The organism is Streptomyces sp. NBC_00122 (assembly GCF_045160845.1).
Classification (GTDB): domain Bacteria; phylum Actinomycetota; class Actinomycetes; order Streptomycetales; family Streptomycetaceae; genus Streptomyces.
This window is the reverse complement of the sequence record NZ_CP108191.1, coordinates 4,139,934-4,154,996: the sequence shown is the minus strand read 5'-3', so window position 1 is coordinate 4,154,996 and position 15,063 is coordinate 4,139,934. Positions and strand designations below refer to the sequence as shown.

10 protein-coding genes are annotated in these 15,063 nt (G+C 68.2%); all 10 read right to left on the bottom strand.

The window, feature by feature from the left end; all coding sequences use genetic code 11:
• Window positions 1-11: 11 nt before the first annotated feature.
• The 10 genes from OG737_RS19875 to OG737_RS19830 all read right to left on the bottom strand — a co-directional run bounded on the left by OG737_RS19875 (window position 12) and on the right by OG737_RS19830 (window position 14,874).
• Complete coding sequence (locus tag OG737_RS19875) at window positions 12-1,037, bottom strand: ABC transporter permease (RefSeq protein WP_405678682.1); 1,026 nt, start codon at window positions 1,035-1,037, stop codon at window positions 12-14.
• Window positions 1,030-1,953, bottom strand: coding sequence for an ABC transporter permease (locus OG737_RS19870; protein WP_328927470.1), 924 nt, complete (start codon window positions 1,951-1,953; stop codon window positions 1,030-1,032). Before OG737_RS19870 ends, OG737_RS19875 begins: the two co-directional genes overlap by 8 nt.
• 92 nt (window positions 1,954-2,045) lie before the next feature.
• Window positions 2,046-3,680, bottom strand: a complete 1,635-nt coding sequence (locus OG737_RS19865) for an ABC transporter substrate-binding protein (protein ID WP_328927469.1) — start codon at window positions 3,678-3,680, stop codon at window positions 2,046-2,048.
• A gap of 245 nt (window positions 3,681-3,925) precedes the next feature.
• The gene (locus tag OG737_RS19860) at window positions 3,926-4,978 is read right to left on the bottom strand and encodes a dipeptide ABC transporter ATP-binding protein (protein WP_328927468.1); all 1,053 of its coding nucleotides are present in this window, start codon (window positions 4,976-4,978) and stop codon (window positions 3,926-3,928) included.
• Window positions 4,971-6,017: an ABC transporter ATP-binding protein gene (locus OG737_RS19855; RefSeq protein ID WP_405681365.1), complete on the bottom strand. Its 1,047-nt coding sequence runs from the start codon at window positions 6,015-6,017 to the stop codon at window positions 4,971-4,973. The genes OG737_RS19860 and OG737_RS19855 overlap by 8 nt, the downstream gene beginning before the upstream one ends.
• Window positions 6,018-6,037: 20 nt before the next feature.
• Window positions 6,038-6,982 carry an ABC transporter permease gene (locus OG737_RS19850; protein WP_328927466.1) on the bottom strand — a complete coding sequence of 315 codons (945 nt, stop codon included), beginning with the start codon at window positions 6,980-6,982 and terminating at the stop codon, window positions 6,038-6,040.
• Complete coding sequence (locus OG737_RS19845; RefSeq protein ID WP_328927465.1) at window positions 6,975-7,907, bottom strand: ABC transporter permease; 933 nt, start codon at window positions 7,905-7,907, stop codon at window positions 6,975-6,977. Before OG737_RS19845 ends, OG737_RS19850 begins: the two co-directional genes overlap by 8 nt.
• 174 nt (window positions 7,908-8,081) lie before the next feature.
• Window positions 8,082-9,716, bottom strand: a complete 1,635-nt coding sequence (locus tag OG737_RS19840) for an ABC transporter substrate-binding protein (RefSeq protein WP_328927464.1) — start codon at window positions 9,714-9,716, stop codon at window positions 8,082-8,084.
• A gap of 453 nt (window positions 9,717-10,169) precedes the next feature.
• Window positions 10,170-12,074 carry a translational GTPase TypA gene (gene typA / locus OG737_RS19835; RefSeq protein ID WP_328927463.1) on the bottom strand — a complete coding sequence of 635 codons (1,905 nt, stop codon included), beginning with the start codon at window positions 12,072-12,074 and terminating at the stop codon, window positions 10,170-10,172.
• A gap of 361 nt (window positions 12,075-12,435) precedes the next feature.
• Complete coding sequence (locus OG737_RS19830) at window positions 12,436-14,874, bottom strand: ABC transporter family substrate-binding protein (RefSeq protein ID WP_328930405.1); 2,439 nt, start codon at window positions 14,872-14,874, stop codon at window positions 12,436-12,438.
• Window positions 14,875-15,063 lie beyond the last annotated feature (189 nt).

Here is a 15,063-nt window from a genome sequence, read left to right as displayed (position 1 = left end):
TGCGGGGCTCCTCAGCGCAGCTTGGGGTCGAGGGCGTCGCGCGCCGCGTCGCCGAGCATGATGAAGGCGAGCACGGTCAGGCTGAGTGCGGCCGCCGGGTAGAGCAGCATGTGCGGGGCGTTGCGGATCTGCGAGGCCGCGTTGGAGATGTCGATGCCCCAGGAGACGGTCGGCGGGCGCAGGCCCACGCCGAGGAACGACAGGGTGGCTTCCAGCGCGATGTACGTCCCGAGCGCGATGGTGGCGACCACGATGACGGGCGCGACGGCGTTGGGCGCCACGTGCCGGAGCAGCATCCGGCCGTTTCCGGCGCCGAGTGCCCGGGCGGCCTGGACGTAGTCGTTCTGTCTGACGGTGATCACCGAGCCGCGGGCGATGCGGGCGACCTGCGGCCAGCCGAGCAGCACGATGAAGCCGACGACGGGCCAGACGGTGGTGCTGGTGACGACGGACAGGAAGACCAGGCCGCCGAGGACCACCGGGATGCCGAAGAAGACGTCCGCGACCCGGGAGAGCAGGGCGTCCCCCCAGCCGCCGAAGAAGCCGGCGAGGCCCCCGAGCGCCGAGCCGAGCAGCGCCGCGCCGAGGGTGGCGCAGACGCCCACGGTGATGGAGGCGCGGGCGCCGTAGACGGTACGGGTGTACACGTCGCAGCCCTGGGTGTCGTAGCCGAAGGGGTGGCCGGGGGCAGAGCCCTGCTGCGATTTGGACAGGTCGCACTGGAGGGGGTCACCGCTCGCGATGAGCTGGGGCCAGATCGAGATGACGATCAGGAAGAGGATCATCAGGGAGGAGACGATGAAGACCGGGTTCCGGCGCAGCTCGTGCCAGGCGTCGGACCACAGCGAGCGGGCCTTCTCCTTGGGGCCGGCGGGACCGCGGGGCTCCGCGTCCTTCTCGATGCCCTCGACGCTCTCGGCCTCTTCGATGGCCAGGTCTATGGGACCGCCCTGGCCGGTGGGGGACACGGCCTCGTGGGGGCGCGGCCCCACGGGGTCGTAGCCGCCGGGGCCTGCGGGGCGCTCGGGGTCAGGCATAACGGATCCTCGGGTCCAGGACCGCGTAGAGCAGGTCGACGAGCAGGTTCGCCAGCAGGAAGACGATGACAAGGATGGTCACGAAGCCGACCACCGTGGGCGAGTTGTTGCGCAGGATGCCCTGGTAGAGCTGGTAGCCGACGCCGTGGATGTTGAAGATCCTCTCGGTGACGATGGCCCCGCCCATCAGGGCGCCGATGTCGGTGCCGATGAAGGTGATCACCGGGATGAGCGAGTTGCGCAGCAGGTGCCGGGTGACGACCCTGCGGCGCGGCAGGCCCTTGGCGGTGGCGGTGCGGACGTAGTCGGCCTTGGCGTTCTCGGCGATCGAGGTGCGGGAGAGCCGGGTGACGTACGCCAGGGACACGAGGGCGAGCACGATGCCGGGCAGGATCAGCTCGCTGAAGGGGGCGTCCGGGGAGACGGTGGGCTTGACCCAGCCCCATTTGACGCCGAAGAGGTACTGGAGCAGATAGCCCGTCACGAAGGTGGGCACCGAGATGACGACGAGGGTCATCACCAGTACGGAGGTGTCGGCGGCCTTGCCGCGGCGCAGTCCGCTGATCACGCCGAGGGTGATGCCGAAGACGATCTCGATGACGATCGCGACGACGGTCAGGCGCAGGGTGACGGGGAAGGCGCTGGCCATCAGCTCGGTGACCGGCTGCCCGTTGAAGGCGGTGCCGAAGTTTCCCTGGAAGATCTGCCCCATGTAGTGGAGGTACTGCTTCCACAGGGGCTGGTCGAGGAAGAGGTCCTTGCGGATGCGCGCGGCGGTGGCGGGGTCGGGTGCCTTGTCCCCGAAGAGGGCCGCGACCGGGTCACCGAGCGCGTACACCATGAAGAAGATCAGGAACGTGCTGCCGATGAACACCGGGATCATCTGGAGCAGCCGCCGGATCACGTAACGTCCCATGGAGTGCTCCATGTGTGTGGGTGGGCACGTGTCGGTGTTCGGCGGGCCCCCCGCACGGCGGGAGGCCCGGATCCGTGTGATCCGTCAGCCGGTCAGCTGACCTTGATCTCGTCGTAGACCGGAACGCTGAACTGGTTGAGCGCCACGTCCGTGAGCCGCTCGGAGTACCCGGCGCTGCCGTTCTGGTACCAGAGCGGGATGGAGGGCATCTGCTCGGCGAGGATCTTCTCGGCGTCCTGGAACGTGGCGATCGCCTTCGCCGCGTCGCTCTCCTGGTTGGCCTGGTCGACGAGCTTGTCGAACTCCGGGTTGCTGAACTTCCCGTAGTTGGAGGAGGCGCCCGTGTAGTACAGCGGCTGCAGGAAGTTCTGGATCAGCGGGTAGTCGGCCTGCCAGCCCGAGCGGAAGGGGCCCGTCAGCTTGTAGCTGCTCTGCTGGTTGCGGAAGTCGGCGAAGGTGCCGACGGGGTTGACCGTGCACACCGGGCCCTCGCCGAGCGCGTTGTTGATGCTGTTGCAGACGGCGTCCATCCAGTCGCGGTGCGATCCGGTGTCCACGTTGGAGGTCAGCGTGACCTTGCCGCCGGGGAGCCCGCCGCCCTCCTGGATGAGCTTCTTGGCCTCGGCGGGGTCGTACACGCAGGCGTCGCCGCAGATGGTGGCGGAGAAGCCGCCCTTCTCCCCGAGGGCCGGGGAGGTCCAGTCCTTGGCGGAGGTGCGGGTCTCCTGGAAGATCTGTTTGGTGATCTCGTCACGGTTGATCGCCCGCGAGATGCCCAGGCGGACCTTCTCCGTGCCCGGCTTGCTCCACTGCGGGTCGTACAGGGGGAAGGTGAGGGTCTGGATGATGAGGGCCGGCTGGTTGATGTACCGGTCGCCGAGGTCGTTCTTGACGTTCTTCAGCTGCTGCGCCGGGACGTCGTCGACGAGGTCGAGGTTTCCGGAGATCAGGTCCGTGTAGGCGGTGTTGTTGTCGGTGTAGACCTTGAGGTCCACCCCGCCGTTCTGGGCCTTGTCCGTACCGGGGTAGGCGTCCCACTTGCGCATCTTCATCCCGGTGCCCTTGGTGTACGAGTCCACCATGTACGGGCCGTTGCCGACGGGCTTGGCGAGCCAGCCGGCGTGATCGGTGAAGAAGGCCTTGGGCAGCGGGGAGAAGGCCTGGTAGCCGAGGGTCTGCGGCCAGGTGGAGAACTTCTCCTTCAGGGCGACGGTGAAGGTGTTGGAGCCCGTGACGACCAGCCCCTTCATGGTCTTGGCGGTGGGCTCGCCGGTGGCGGGGTGCACGTCCTGGTAGCCGACGATGTCCGAGAAGAACGGCGAGTTGTTCTGCTTGTTGCGCACGTCCGCCCCGTAGTTCCAGGCGTCCACGAAGGACTGGGCGGTGACCGGCTCGTCGTTGCTGAACTTCCAGCCGCTCTTCACCGTGATCGTGAAGTTCTGGCTGTCGGTCGTCTCGAACTTCTCGGCGAGCATGTTCTCGGCCGCGCCGGTCTTCGCGTCGTAGCGCTTCAGACCCCGGAAGAGCATGTCGAGGACCTTGCCGCCCTGCACCTCATTGGTGTTGGCCGGCTCCAGCGGGTTCTGCGGGTCGCCCCACGAAGAGCTGATGATGCCCGCACCCTCGCCACCGCCGCCGCTGCTGTCGCTGTCGCCCCCGCAGGCCGTCGCCGTGAGGGCGACGGCCACCGCACATGCGGCCCACTTGGCGTGGGTGGCTCCGCGCATGGAGTGCCTCCTATGGATCCCAAGACTCACTTGGGCCCTATGTCACCCCATGTAGCGTCCGGCACACCCCCGGTTGGACCGATTGCACCCCCGCTCGCGCCCCCTGTCACCCCTCCGGGTGCAAAGGCAGGTCCGGTGCCCACCGCGTGGCGCGGGCCCGTGCCGGGCGGAAAAGGCGAGGGCGCCCGGGCCGGAGGAATCCGGTCCGGGCGCCCTGGACGCCGTACGGCCGCAGCCGCGGGAGGTCAGACGGCCAGGACGGCCTTCTCCTCCGCGAAGTGGCAGGCAGACTCGTGCGCGGCGAAGGTGTCCTGCCCCTTGAAGCGCTCCGGGATCGCCAGCAGCGGCTCCTCGACGGAGCACTTGTCCTGGACCTTCCAGCAGCGGGTGCGGAAGCGGCAGCCCGACGGCGGGTTGGCCGGGGACGGGACGTCACCGGTGAGGATGATCCGCTCGCGGCCCTCGCGGGCCTCGGGGTCCGGAACCGGAACGGCCGACAGCAGCGCCTGGGTGTAGGGGTGCGTCGGGTGCTCGTAGATCTGCGCGTCGGTACCGATCTCGGCCATCTTGCCGAGGTACATGACGCCCACGCGGTCCGAGATGTGCCGGACGATCGACAGGTCGTGCGCGATGAAGACGTAGGACAGGTTGAACTCGTCCTGCAGCTTCTCCATCAGGTTGATGACCTGGGCCTGCACCGACACGTCGAGCGCGGAGACCGGCTCGTCGCAGATGATGATCTCCGGGTTGAGCGCGAGGCCGCGGGCGATGCCGATGCGCTGGCGCTGGCCGCCGGAGAACTGGTGCGGGTACCGGTTGATGTACTCCGGGTTCAGGCCCACGACGTCCAGGAGTTCCTGGACCTTGCGGCGCCGGTCGCCCTTGGGAGCCACCTCGGGGTGGATGTCGTACGTCTCGCCGATGATGTCGCCGACCGTCATGCGCGGGTTCAGCGAGGTGTACGGGTCCTGGAACACCATCTGGATGTTGCGCCGGACCGCCTTGAGGGCGCGCCCGGACAGCTTGGTGATGTCCTGGCCCTTGTAGAAGACCTCGCCGGCCGTCGCCCGCTCCAGGTTCATCAGCAGCTTGGCGACCGTGGACTTGCCACAGCCGGACTCGCCGACGATGCCCAGGGTCTCGCCCCGGTACAGGTCGAAGGAGATCCCGTCGACGGCCTTGACCGCGCCGACCTGCTTCTTGAACAGGATGCCCTGGGTCAGCGGGAAGTGCTTGACCAGGTTGCGGACCTGGAGGATCGGCTCGCGCTCGGTGGTGTCCTTGGTGAGCTCAGCCATGGAGCTGCTCCTTCCAGAAGTGGCACGCGCTGCGGCGGCCCGGCAGCTCGGTGCCGTCCTGCTCGCTGACCACCGCGAGCGCGGGGACCTCCGAGTGGCAGATGTCCTGCGCGGCGGTGCACCGCGGGTTGAAGGAACAGCCGCTGGGCAGACGCAGAAGGTTGGGCGGCAGGCCCTTGATCGCGAAGAGCTCCTGGCCCTTCTGGTCGAGACGCGGGATCGAGTCCAGCAGACCGCGGGTGTACGGGTGCGCCGGGCGCTTGTAGATCTCGTGCACCGGGGCCGTCTCGACGATCCGGCCGGCGTACATGACCGCGATCTTGTCCGCGACGTCGGCGACGACGCCGAGGTCGTGGGTGATCAGGATCAGACCCATGTTCAGCTCGCGCTGGAGCTCGGCCAGCAGGTCCATGACCTGGGCCTGGACGGTCACGTCGAGAGCCGTGGTCGGCTCGTCGGCGATGATCAGGTCCGGCTCCAGCGCGATCGCCATGGCGATCATGATGCGCTGGCGCATACCGCCCGAGAAGTGGTGCGGGTAATCGTCCACGCGCTGCTTCGCAGCCGGGATCTTCACCTTGTCCATCAGCTCGATGGCCTTGAGCCGGGCTTCCTTCTTCGACAGGCCCTGGTGGACGCGGAACATCTCGCCCAGCTGGTAGCCGACGGTGAGCACCGGGTTCAGGGAGGACAGCGCGTCCTGGAAGATCATGGCGATCTTCCGGCCGCGGATCTTCCGCCGCTGCTCGAAGGTCATCTTCAGCATGTCTTCGCCGCGGAAGAGGATCTCGCCCTGCGGGATCTTGCCGGGCGGCATGTCGAGGATGCCCATGATGGCCTGGGCGGTCACCGACTTGCCGGAGCCCGACTCGCCGAGCACGGCGAGGGTCTCTCCCGCGCTCACGCTGTAGTTGACGCCGTTGACTGCCTTGGCCACGCCGTCGCGGGTGTGGAACTCCACGTGGAGGTCGCGCACTTCGAGGAGCGGGCCCTGCTTGTCCCCGTCACGCGGGGAGGGAATTGCACTGGTGTTGTCCATGGTGATCACTTACGCCCTCCTCAGCGCAGCTTCGGGTCGAGGGCGTTGCGAACCGCTTCGCCGAGCATGATGAACGCGAGGACCGTGAGGCTCAGCATGATCGAGGGCCAGAGCAGGATGTGCTGCGCCACCCGGATCTGCGCGGCACCGGCGGAGATGTCCACACCCCACGAGATGGTGGGGGACGCGAGGCCGAGACCCAGGTAGGACAGGGTCGCCTCGGCGGCGACGTAGCCGCCCAGCGCGATCGTGGAGACCACGATCACCGGTGCCATGGCGTTCGGCAGGATGTGCCGGATCAGGATGCGGGTGGTTCCCGCGCCCAGCGCCTTCGCGGCGTGCACGTAGTCCGCCTGCTTCACGGTGATGACCGCACCGCGCATCACGCGGTTGATCTGCGTCCAGCCGAGGAAGGCCAGGGCGAAGACGACGGTCCACACGGTGCGCTTGGTGAAGGCCTGGAGGACGACCATCGAGCCGAGCAGGAAGGGGATGCCGAAGAAGACGTCGGTGACGCGGGACATGATCGCGTCCGTGAGACCACCGAAGTAACCCGCGATCATGCCCGTGATGCCGCCGACGACCGTGACGATCAGGGTCACGGCGACAGCGACGATGATCGAGGCGCGGGTGCCGTAGATGAGGCGCGCGTAGACGCTGCGGCCCTGACCGTCGTAACCGAGCCAGTCGGGCGAACCGACGCTGCCCAGCTCCGGCTTGGTCAGGAAGTGGTGGACCAGGTCGCCCTTGGTGGGGTCCACGCTGGTGAACAGGCCCGGGAAGGCGGCGATCACCAGCAGGATGAGGATCAGCACGGAGGAGACGACGAAGTACGGGTTGCGACGCAGGTCGGCCCAGGCGTCGCCCCACAGGCTGCGCGCCTTCTCCGCCTTCGCCGGCTCCACCGGGGCCTGCGCGGACGGGTTCACGGCCGTCGCGGTGTCGGTCTTGGTCATGTCAGGCATACCGGATCCTCGGGTCCATGACCGCGTAGAGGAGGTCGACGAGCAGGCTGGCTATCAGGTAGACCACGACCAGGACGGTGACGACACCGACGACGGTCAGGCCCTCGCGGCGGACGATCGAGTCGTAGATCAGACCGCCGACGCCCTTGACGTTGAAGATGCCCTCGGTGACGACGGCGCCGCCCATGAGGGCGCCGATGTCGGTACCCAGGAAGGTCACGACGGGGATCATCGAGTTGCGCATGAGGTGCACACCGATGACGCGGCTCTTGGGCAGACCCTTGGCGACCGCGGTGCGCATGTAGTCGGCGCGCAGGTTCTCGGCCATCGAGGTGCGGGTCAGGCGCGCCACGTAGGCGAGCGAAAGCGATCCCAGCACGATGGCCGGGGCGAGCAGTTCGCTCCACAGCTCGTCGTTGCTGACGTTGGGGTCGATCCAGCCGAGCTGGAAGGCGAACACCGACTTGACGATGAAGCCGAGCACGAAGACCGGCATCGAGATGATCAGCAGCGTCAGGATCAGGACCAGGTTGTCGGCGAGCTTGCCGGCCTTGAGGCCCGCCACGATGCCGAGGCCGAGACCGAGGACGATCTCGATGGCGAAGGCCATCAGGGCCAGGCGCAGCGTCACCGGGAAGGCGCCGCCGATGACCTCGGTGATCTCACGGCCGCTGCGGATCTGGGACCCGAAGTCGAAGTGGAACAGGATGCCGGAGATGTAGTTCCAGTACTGCTGCAGGATCGGCAGGTCCAGGCCGTGCTCGTGGCGGAGCTTGGCCAGGGTTGCGGGGTCGGTGCCCTTGTCCCCGAAGAGTCCGGCCACGGGGTCGCCGGGCAGGCTGTACACCATCAAGAAGATGAGCAGGGTCGTCCCGAAGAAGACCGGGATCATCTGGAGCAGTCGTCGTGCGACATAGCGCCCCATCGTGCCTCCGTAGAAGATGCGGCAGGCGCAGCCGGACGGGCCCTTTCGCCACGCACGCGCGTGACGGTTCCGTCACTGCGTCGCGAAAGGGCCCCCCGGGCGCTGCGTATAGGCCCGGATGCGGGCCGGCTCCCCGCCGGCCCACATCCGTCGAACGAAATTACGCGGCGGAACTTACTTCTTGACCTCGACATCTTCGATGATCGGGTCGCCGTCCTGGGCGTACTTGACGTTCTGGACCTTCTCCGAGTAGCCCGCGTTGACCTTGTAGTACCAGAGCGGGATCGAAGGCATGTAGTTGACCAGGTCCTTCTCGATGGCCTGGTACGCCTTCACGGACTCGTCCAGGCTCGCAGCGGTGTCAGCCGCGGCGATCTTGGCGTCGAGCTCCGGGTTGGTGAAGCCGCCCTGGTTACCACCGGCGCCCGTACGGAACAGGTCGCTGATGAAGTTGGCGTTCACCGGGTAGTCGAGGACCCAGCCGGAGCGGTAGATCGACTTGACCTGCTTCGACTTGCGGGCCTGGAGGTCGGCCTGGAAGTCGGGCTTGGCGTCACCGGTGCACTTCACGCCGGTGGCCTGGGTGATGCTGTTGCAGACAGCCTCGACCCATTCCTTGTGGCCGCCGTCCGAGTTGAACTGGATCGAGATCTCGTTGTTCGGAACGCCACCACCCGCGGTGATGAGCTCCTTGGCCTTGGCCGGGTTGAACTTGGTGACGTCACCGGTGGCGTTCGGCGTGTAGCCGAGGACGCCCTTGGCGACCCAGCCGGTGGCGGGCTCGCGGGTGCCCTGGAGCACCGTCTTGGTGATGGTGTCGCGGTCGATCGCCATCGACAGGCCCTGGATGACCTTCGGGTCGACCGGCTTCGGGGTCTTCCACTGGTCGGCGTAGAACGCGATGGCCAGCGTCTGGACGGCGGAGTACGCCTGGTCCACGGCACGGTCACCGAGGTCGGCGCGGTAGACCGGGAGGTCCTTCGGGCCGATGGTGCGCAGGACGTCGACGTTGCCGGACTTCAGGTCCTCGTAGGCGGTCTCGACGGTGGAGTAGTTCTTGAGGATCACACCGCCGTTCTTCGCCTTGTTCGCGCCCTTGTAGTCGTCGAAGCGGGCCAGCTCGATCTGCTTCTTGTGCTCCCAGGACTTGAACTTGTACGGGCCGTTGCCGACCGGCTTCTCACCGGCGGCCGCGGGGTCCTTGTAGAAGGACTCGGGCAGCGGGGAGAAGACCTCGTAGCCGAGCTTGTACGCGAAGTACGGGACGGCGGTGGCGAGTTCGATGGTGAAGGTGTTCTCGTCGACGACCTTCAGACCCTCCATCGCGGTGCCGGTGGGCTTGGCGCCCTCGGCCTCGGGGTGGACGGTCTCGAAGCCCTTGATGTCCGCGAACCAGGACGCGTTGCCCTGCTTGTTGTCGATGTTCGCGGCCCAGTTCCAGGCCTTGACGTACGAGTCGGCGGTCACCTTGGTGCCGTCGTGGAACGTCCAGCCCGACTTCAGCTTGACGGTCCAGAGCTTGCTGTCCTTGGACTCGACCGACTCGGCGTTGACCATGGTCAGCTTGCCGTCGGCGTCGTAGTCGACCAGCTGCGAGAACAGGCCCGACATGACGATGGAGCCGTTGGACTCCATCGTGTCGGCCGGCTGCAGGAGCTTCTCGGGCTCGCCGACCTCGACCGAGTAGATACCGTTCGGGTCAACCTCGCCCTTGCCGGCCGCCTTGTCGTCACCGCCGCCACAGGCAGTTGCTGCCAGGGCGACGACAATCGCGCCCGCTACCCACTTGGCGCTCTTGGCACCGCGCATGGGTTTCCTCCTCATGAGTCCACTGTCAGATGTGAAGGACACCGATACGTTTCGCCGACACCCCTGACGGCGATTAGGAACGGTGTCCCGAGTGTGCTCGTGAGTCGGCGCTCCCCACAGCGCGTGACCCATTGACCCGAGCTCAATGGAGCCATCCTCAGGGACTCTTAGACCGTAAACCACACTTAAGTGGTCTCGTTTTCACAACATCACCCCAGGCCGAAAACCCGAAATCCGGACAAACGGATAGGAGACAGACACGTGCGAAACGGACGGTTAGCTCACCTTCCGGAGTGTCACGGTCGGTATGCGGACACCTGAACACAAAAATCCGCTTGACAGACGCGAACAGCCCCTCCCGTCACGGACTCCGTGACGGGAGGGGCTGTTGCGTACTACGGCTGTGCGACCGAGAAGGTCACCGCGCGAGCGGCGACCGGGCTCGGCAGGGTACTACTTGGCGGACTTGGCGCGCGACGCGGTGCGCGAGCGCTCCTTCTGGTCCAGGACGACCTTGCGGATGCGGACGGCCTCGGGGGTCACCTCGACGCACTCGTCGTCGCGGCAGAACTCCAGGGACTGCTCCAGGGAGAGCTTGCGCGGCGGCACCACGTTCTCGGTGTTGTCCGCGGAAGCCGCACGCATGTTGGTGAGCTTCTTCTCCTTGGTGATGTTCACGTCCATGTCGTCGGCGCGCGAGTTCTCGCCGACGATCATGCCCTCGTACACCTCGGTGCCGGGGTCGGTGAACAGGACGCCGCGCTCCTGCAGGTTGATCATCGCGAACGGCGTGACCGAACCCGCGCGGTCCGCGACCAGCGAACCGTTGTTACGGGTCACCAGCTGGCCGAACCACGGCTCGTGGCCCTCGTGGATCGAGTGGGCGATACCGGTACCGCGGGTGTTCGTCAGGAACTCCGTACGGAAGCCGATGAGACCGCGCGACGGGACGACGAACTCCATGCGGACCCAGCCGGAGCCGTGGTTCGACATGTTGTCCATGCGGCCCTTGCGGACGCCCATGAGCTGCGTGACCGCGCCCATGTGCTCCTCGGGGACGTCGACCGTCATGCGCTCGACCGGCTCGTGCACCTTGCCGTCGATCTCCTGCGTGACCACCTGCGGCTTGCCGATGGTCAGCTCGAAGCCCTCGCGGCGCATCTGCTCGACCAGGATGGCGAGCGCGAGCTCACCACGGCCCTGGACCTCCCAGGCGTCCGGGCGCTCGGTGTCCAGCACGCGCAGCGAGACGTTGCCGACCAGCTCGCGGTCCAGACGGTCCTTGACCTGGCGGGCGGTGACCTTGCGGTCCTTGACCGCGGACTTGGCGTCCGCGCCCTTGCCGCTGCCGCCGCGGCCGACCATCGGGGAGGTGTTCGTACCGATGGTCATGGAGATCGCCGGCTCGTCGACCGAGATCAGCGGGAGCGCGATCGGGTTCTCCGGGTCGGCCAGGGTCTCGCCGATCATGATGTCGGGGATACCGGCGACGGCGCAGATGTCACCGGGACCCGCCACCTCGGCCGGCTTGCGGGTGAGCGCCTCGGTCATCATCAGCTCGGTGATGCGGACGTTCGACATGGTGCCGTCACGCTTGATCCACGCGACGGTCTGGCCCTTGCGCAGCTCGCCCTGCTCGACGCGGAGCAGCGCGATGCGGCCGAGGAAGTTGTCGGCGTCCAGGTTGGTGACGTGGGCCTGGAGGGGGGCCTCCTCGTCGTACACCGGGGCGGGGACGTGCTCCAGGATGGTGGAGAAGAACGGCTCCAGGCTGTCGCTGTCCGGGGGGACGGTGCCGTCCTCCGGCTTGGTCAGCGAGGCGACGCCGTCACGGCCGCAGGCGTAGACGATCGGGAACTCGATCTGGTCCTCGGTGGCGTCCAGGTCCAGGAAGAGGTCGTACGTGTCGTTGACGACCTCGTCGATCCGGGAGTCCGGCCGGTCCGTCTTGTTGATGCAGAGGATGACCGGCATGTTCGCCTGCAGGGCCTTGCGCAGGACGAAGCGGGTCTGGGGCAGCGGACCCTCGGAGGCGTCCACCAGCAGAACGACGGCGTCCACCATCGACAGACCGCGCTCGACCTCACCACCGAAGTCGGCGTGGCCGGGGGTGTCGATGATGTTGATCGTGATCGGGGCCCCGCCGTCCTTGGGGTGATACTTCACCGCCGTGTTCTTGGCGAGGATCGTGATGCCCTTCTCACGCTCCAGGTCGTTCGAGTCCATCATGCGGTCGTCGAGGTGCTGGTGGGCGGCGAAGGCACCGGCCTGCTTGAGCATGGCATCGACGATGGTCGTCTTGCCATGGTCGACGTGGGCGACGATGGCGACGTTACGGATGTCGTGGCGCGTGGGCACTTCGGCGCTTCTCCCGGGATAGTGGATGGCGTCGCGTACGGTCCGGCACGCTCGCCTCGGCCGGGCGAAAACCTGCCACGGCCTTACCCCATGGTACGTCGCGTGGCGGGAACCGCCTGCCGGGGGTCTGTCAAGAGGCCGGACGAATGAGGGAGGCCGGGTGCGATGTGGGGTGCACCGGCCGCCCGTCCTGCCTGTATTCATGCGGGTCAACGGGTGTCCATGACCTTGCCCGCCGGGGGATCCGGCGGGCAAGCGACTTGAGTCACATCTGAGCTTGGGATCCCGGGGTCAACCTGACAGGCACCCCTTTGTCACCACATCTTCTCCTGCTCTCCTCCTCGCGCCGCTCCTCCTCGCGTCACTTCTTCTTGTCCTTGGCGGTCGGGGGCTTCTTCCAGCCGATGTCCTGGAAGCGGGGAGCCCCGAGCCCGAAGGCCCCCGCGTTGACCAGGGCCGGCTTGACGGCCACCAGCTCCGGGCGCTGGTAGAGCGGGACGGAGCCCGCGGCCGCCCAGATCCGGGCGTCCGCCTTGCGCATCAGCTCGCGGGACTGCTCCTCGTCCAGCTCGCCGGCCGCCTGGTCGAAGAGCTGGTCGATGTGGTCGGTGCCGACCCGTGTGTAGTTCTGTTCGACGAGGAGCGAGCCGTCCGCGGCCGGCTCCGGCTTGGCGAAGATCGGCCGGGCGTCGGTGGCCGGGTAGGCGGTCGCCGGCCAGGAGTAGAGGGCCAGGTCGTACTGGCCCGAGGCAATGTGGTCCTTGAAGAAGCTCTCGTCGGCGACCTTGGTGATCTCGGTGTTCACGCCGATCTTCTTGAGCATCGCGGCGATCCGCTCGCCGACCGTCCGCAGGGACTCCGATCCGGGGCCCGTCGGCAGGACGAAGCGCAGGCTGAGCGCCTTGCCGTCCTTCGCCAGCATGGAGCCGGAGGTCCGTACGGCCTGCTTGGCCGGGGGCGCGGAGCCCTTCGCGGGCTCGGCGGGCTCCCCCGCCGCGCCGTCGCGGGCCGGGCTGTGCTTGCCGTCCTCGACGGCTCCCGCGGCGGCGGCCTGGGCCCGCAGGGCCGCCTCCTGCCCTTCCGCGAACGGCGCGGGGGCCAGCACCGGGGAGAACCGGTCGTCCTCCGCGGCGTCCCGGGCGGACCGGTCGGCGTCGGCGATCTCGCCGTCGGGGCCGTAGGCCGCGCCCTCGGGAAGGGCGCCGTCGCCGCTGTGCCCCTCGGGGCGGCTGCCATGTGCGCCGCCGTGGTCGCCGTTGCGCTCGTCGTCCTGGCCCACGATGTAGAGGCCGTCGTTGCCGGTGCCGGGGCCCGACGGGGTCTTCCCGTCGTCCTGCGGCGCGCTCTCCGGGCCGGCCTTCGCGCCCGGCGGCTCGGTGAGCTTGCCGCCCCGGCGCCAGCCCGCGTCCGCGAGGAGGGCCTGGGCAGCCTTGGCGTCCTGGCCGCCAAGGGCCTCGCTGTTGTCGGCGTACGCCCGCTGCCCGGCCAGTGCCACGTGGCTGCCGACCGGCTTCGCGGGCAGGCCCAGCGGCTTCAGTACGATCTCGGCCAGCTCCTTGCGGTCCAGCACCCGGGCCACCGCCCGGCGGACCCGCTCGTCGGCCAGCGGGCCGCCGGAGCCGTTCATCGCGAGCTGCGTGTAGGCCGGCTCCAGGGACTTGCGGACGGTGAAGGTCCGCAGGGCCTCCTGCTCGTCGGCGTACCGGCTGACCGCCTCGGCGTGCTTCTGGCGGGTCTCCCTCTCCGCCTGGGCCTTGTCCTCGTCCGTGCCGAAGGCGATCGCCCACGACAGGGTGGCCTGCGCGGCCGTCATCGAGGCGCCGGGGCCGTGGGCCGGGGCTCCGCCCGCGCCCGCGTCGGCCGCTCCCGCGCCGCTCGCGCCCTGCTTCTTCTTCGCGTCCCGGAGGGCGAGTGCGATCCGGTCGGCGCCGGTACGGTCGATCTCCGCCATGTCGAGCTTGCCGGCGGCCAGCGCGGCCGGGCGCTCCGCCCGGGGCACCGCCGTCAGGACCAGGGTGTCCAGCTTGGCCGGCCGGCCCCACCAGCGCGGATTGCGGTTCAGGGCGACGGTGCCGGTCTTCTTGTCGATCGCCCCGAGGCCGAAGGGGCCGGCGGTGACCTTGAGGGTGCCGCGGGCCCCCTCGTTGAAGGCGTCCGGGGCGCCGGTGACCTGCTTGGGGTAGAGGGGGCTGAAGAGGGAGCGCCAGTCCGCGTACGGCTTGGCGAAGGTGACCTTGACCTCCAGGTCGGTCTTGCCCCGCTCGATCTTCTCGATCCGCTCGTAGCCAGCGTTGCGCGCGGTCCAGTACGCCGAATCCTTGCCGTTCAGGGCCCGCCACTGCGCGACGAAGTCGGGGGCGCCGATCTCGCGGCCGTCGCTCCACACCGCCTGCTGGTTCAGCTTGTACAGGACGACCTGCTTGGGCTCCCGCTCGACGACCTCGGCCTTCTCCAGGTAGTCGGGATTGGCCACCGGCCGCCCCTTGGCGTCCATCACGAACAGCTGCGGCAGCACGGCCGCGGCGATCCGGTTGGTGGTGGCGTCCGCGTCGGCCTGGAAGGTGTTCAGCGTCTGCGGGAGGGCGTCCACCGCCCACCGCAGGACACCCCCGTCGGCGACCTTGTCGCGGGCGGTCGCGGCGATGTCCTGTCCGGCGGCGACCGGACCGCCCTCGTCGTCACCCGCGCCGCAGCCCGTGAGGAGCGGCAGTGCGAGGACTCCCGAGGTCAGAAGCGCCAAGGACCTGCGCCTTCTCTGGGACATGGGTGGTACCTCCGGGGCGGGGCGTGGGGGAAGCATGATCACGTTCGGCGGTATATGGAGCTGATCACACCGGTTGCCGGAACCCACTGAAATCGACCGCCCGCCGCACCCCCCGCAGCCGCCTCGCGCCACGCCGCGAACCCCACCCGTGCGGACCAATCCGGCTTGCGCGGCAAACAGGCATTCCCTCGGAAGAGGGATGACAATGGGGTCCAGGGAGGGGCG

Bases quoted from the DNA above. Each gene is read 5' to 3' on its own strand.
- OG737_RS19875 (WP_405678682.1), bottom strand. From the start codon at position 1,037: ATGCCTGACCCCGAGCGCCCCGCAGGCCCCGGCGGCTACGACCCCGTG.
- OG737_RS19870 (WP_328927470.1), bottom strand. From the start codon at position 1,953: ATGGGACGTTACGTGATCCGGCGGCTGCTCCAGATGATCCCGGTGTTC.
- OG737_RS19865 (WP_328927469.1), bottom strand. From the start codon at position 3,680: ATGCGCGGAGCCACCCACGCCAAGTGGGCCGCATGTGCGGTGGCCGTC.
- OG737_RS19860 (WP_328927468.1), bottom strand. From the start codon at position 4,978: ATGGCTGAGCTCACCAAGGACACCACCGAGCGCGAGCCGATCCTCCAG.
- OG737_RS19855 (WP_405681365.1), bottom strand. From the start codon at position 6,017: ATGGACAACACCAGTGCAATTCCCTCCCCGCGTGACGGGGACAAGCAG.
- OG737_RS19850 (WP_328927466.1), bottom strand. From the start codon at position 6,982: ATGCCTGACATGACCAAGACCGACACCGCGACGGCCGTGAACCCGTCC.
- OG737_RS19845 (WP_328927465.1), bottom strand. From the start codon at position 7,907: ATGGGGCGCTATGTCGCACGACGACTGCTCCAGATGATCCCGGTCTTC.
- OG737_RS19840 (WP_328927464.1), bottom strand. From the start codon at position 9,716: ATGCGCGGTGCCAAGAGCGCCAAGTGGGTAGCGGGCGCGATTGTCGTC.
- OG737_RS19830 (WP_328930405.1), bottom strand. From the start codon at position 14,874: ATGCTTCCCCCACGCCCCGCCCCGGAGGTACCACCCATGTCCCAGAGA.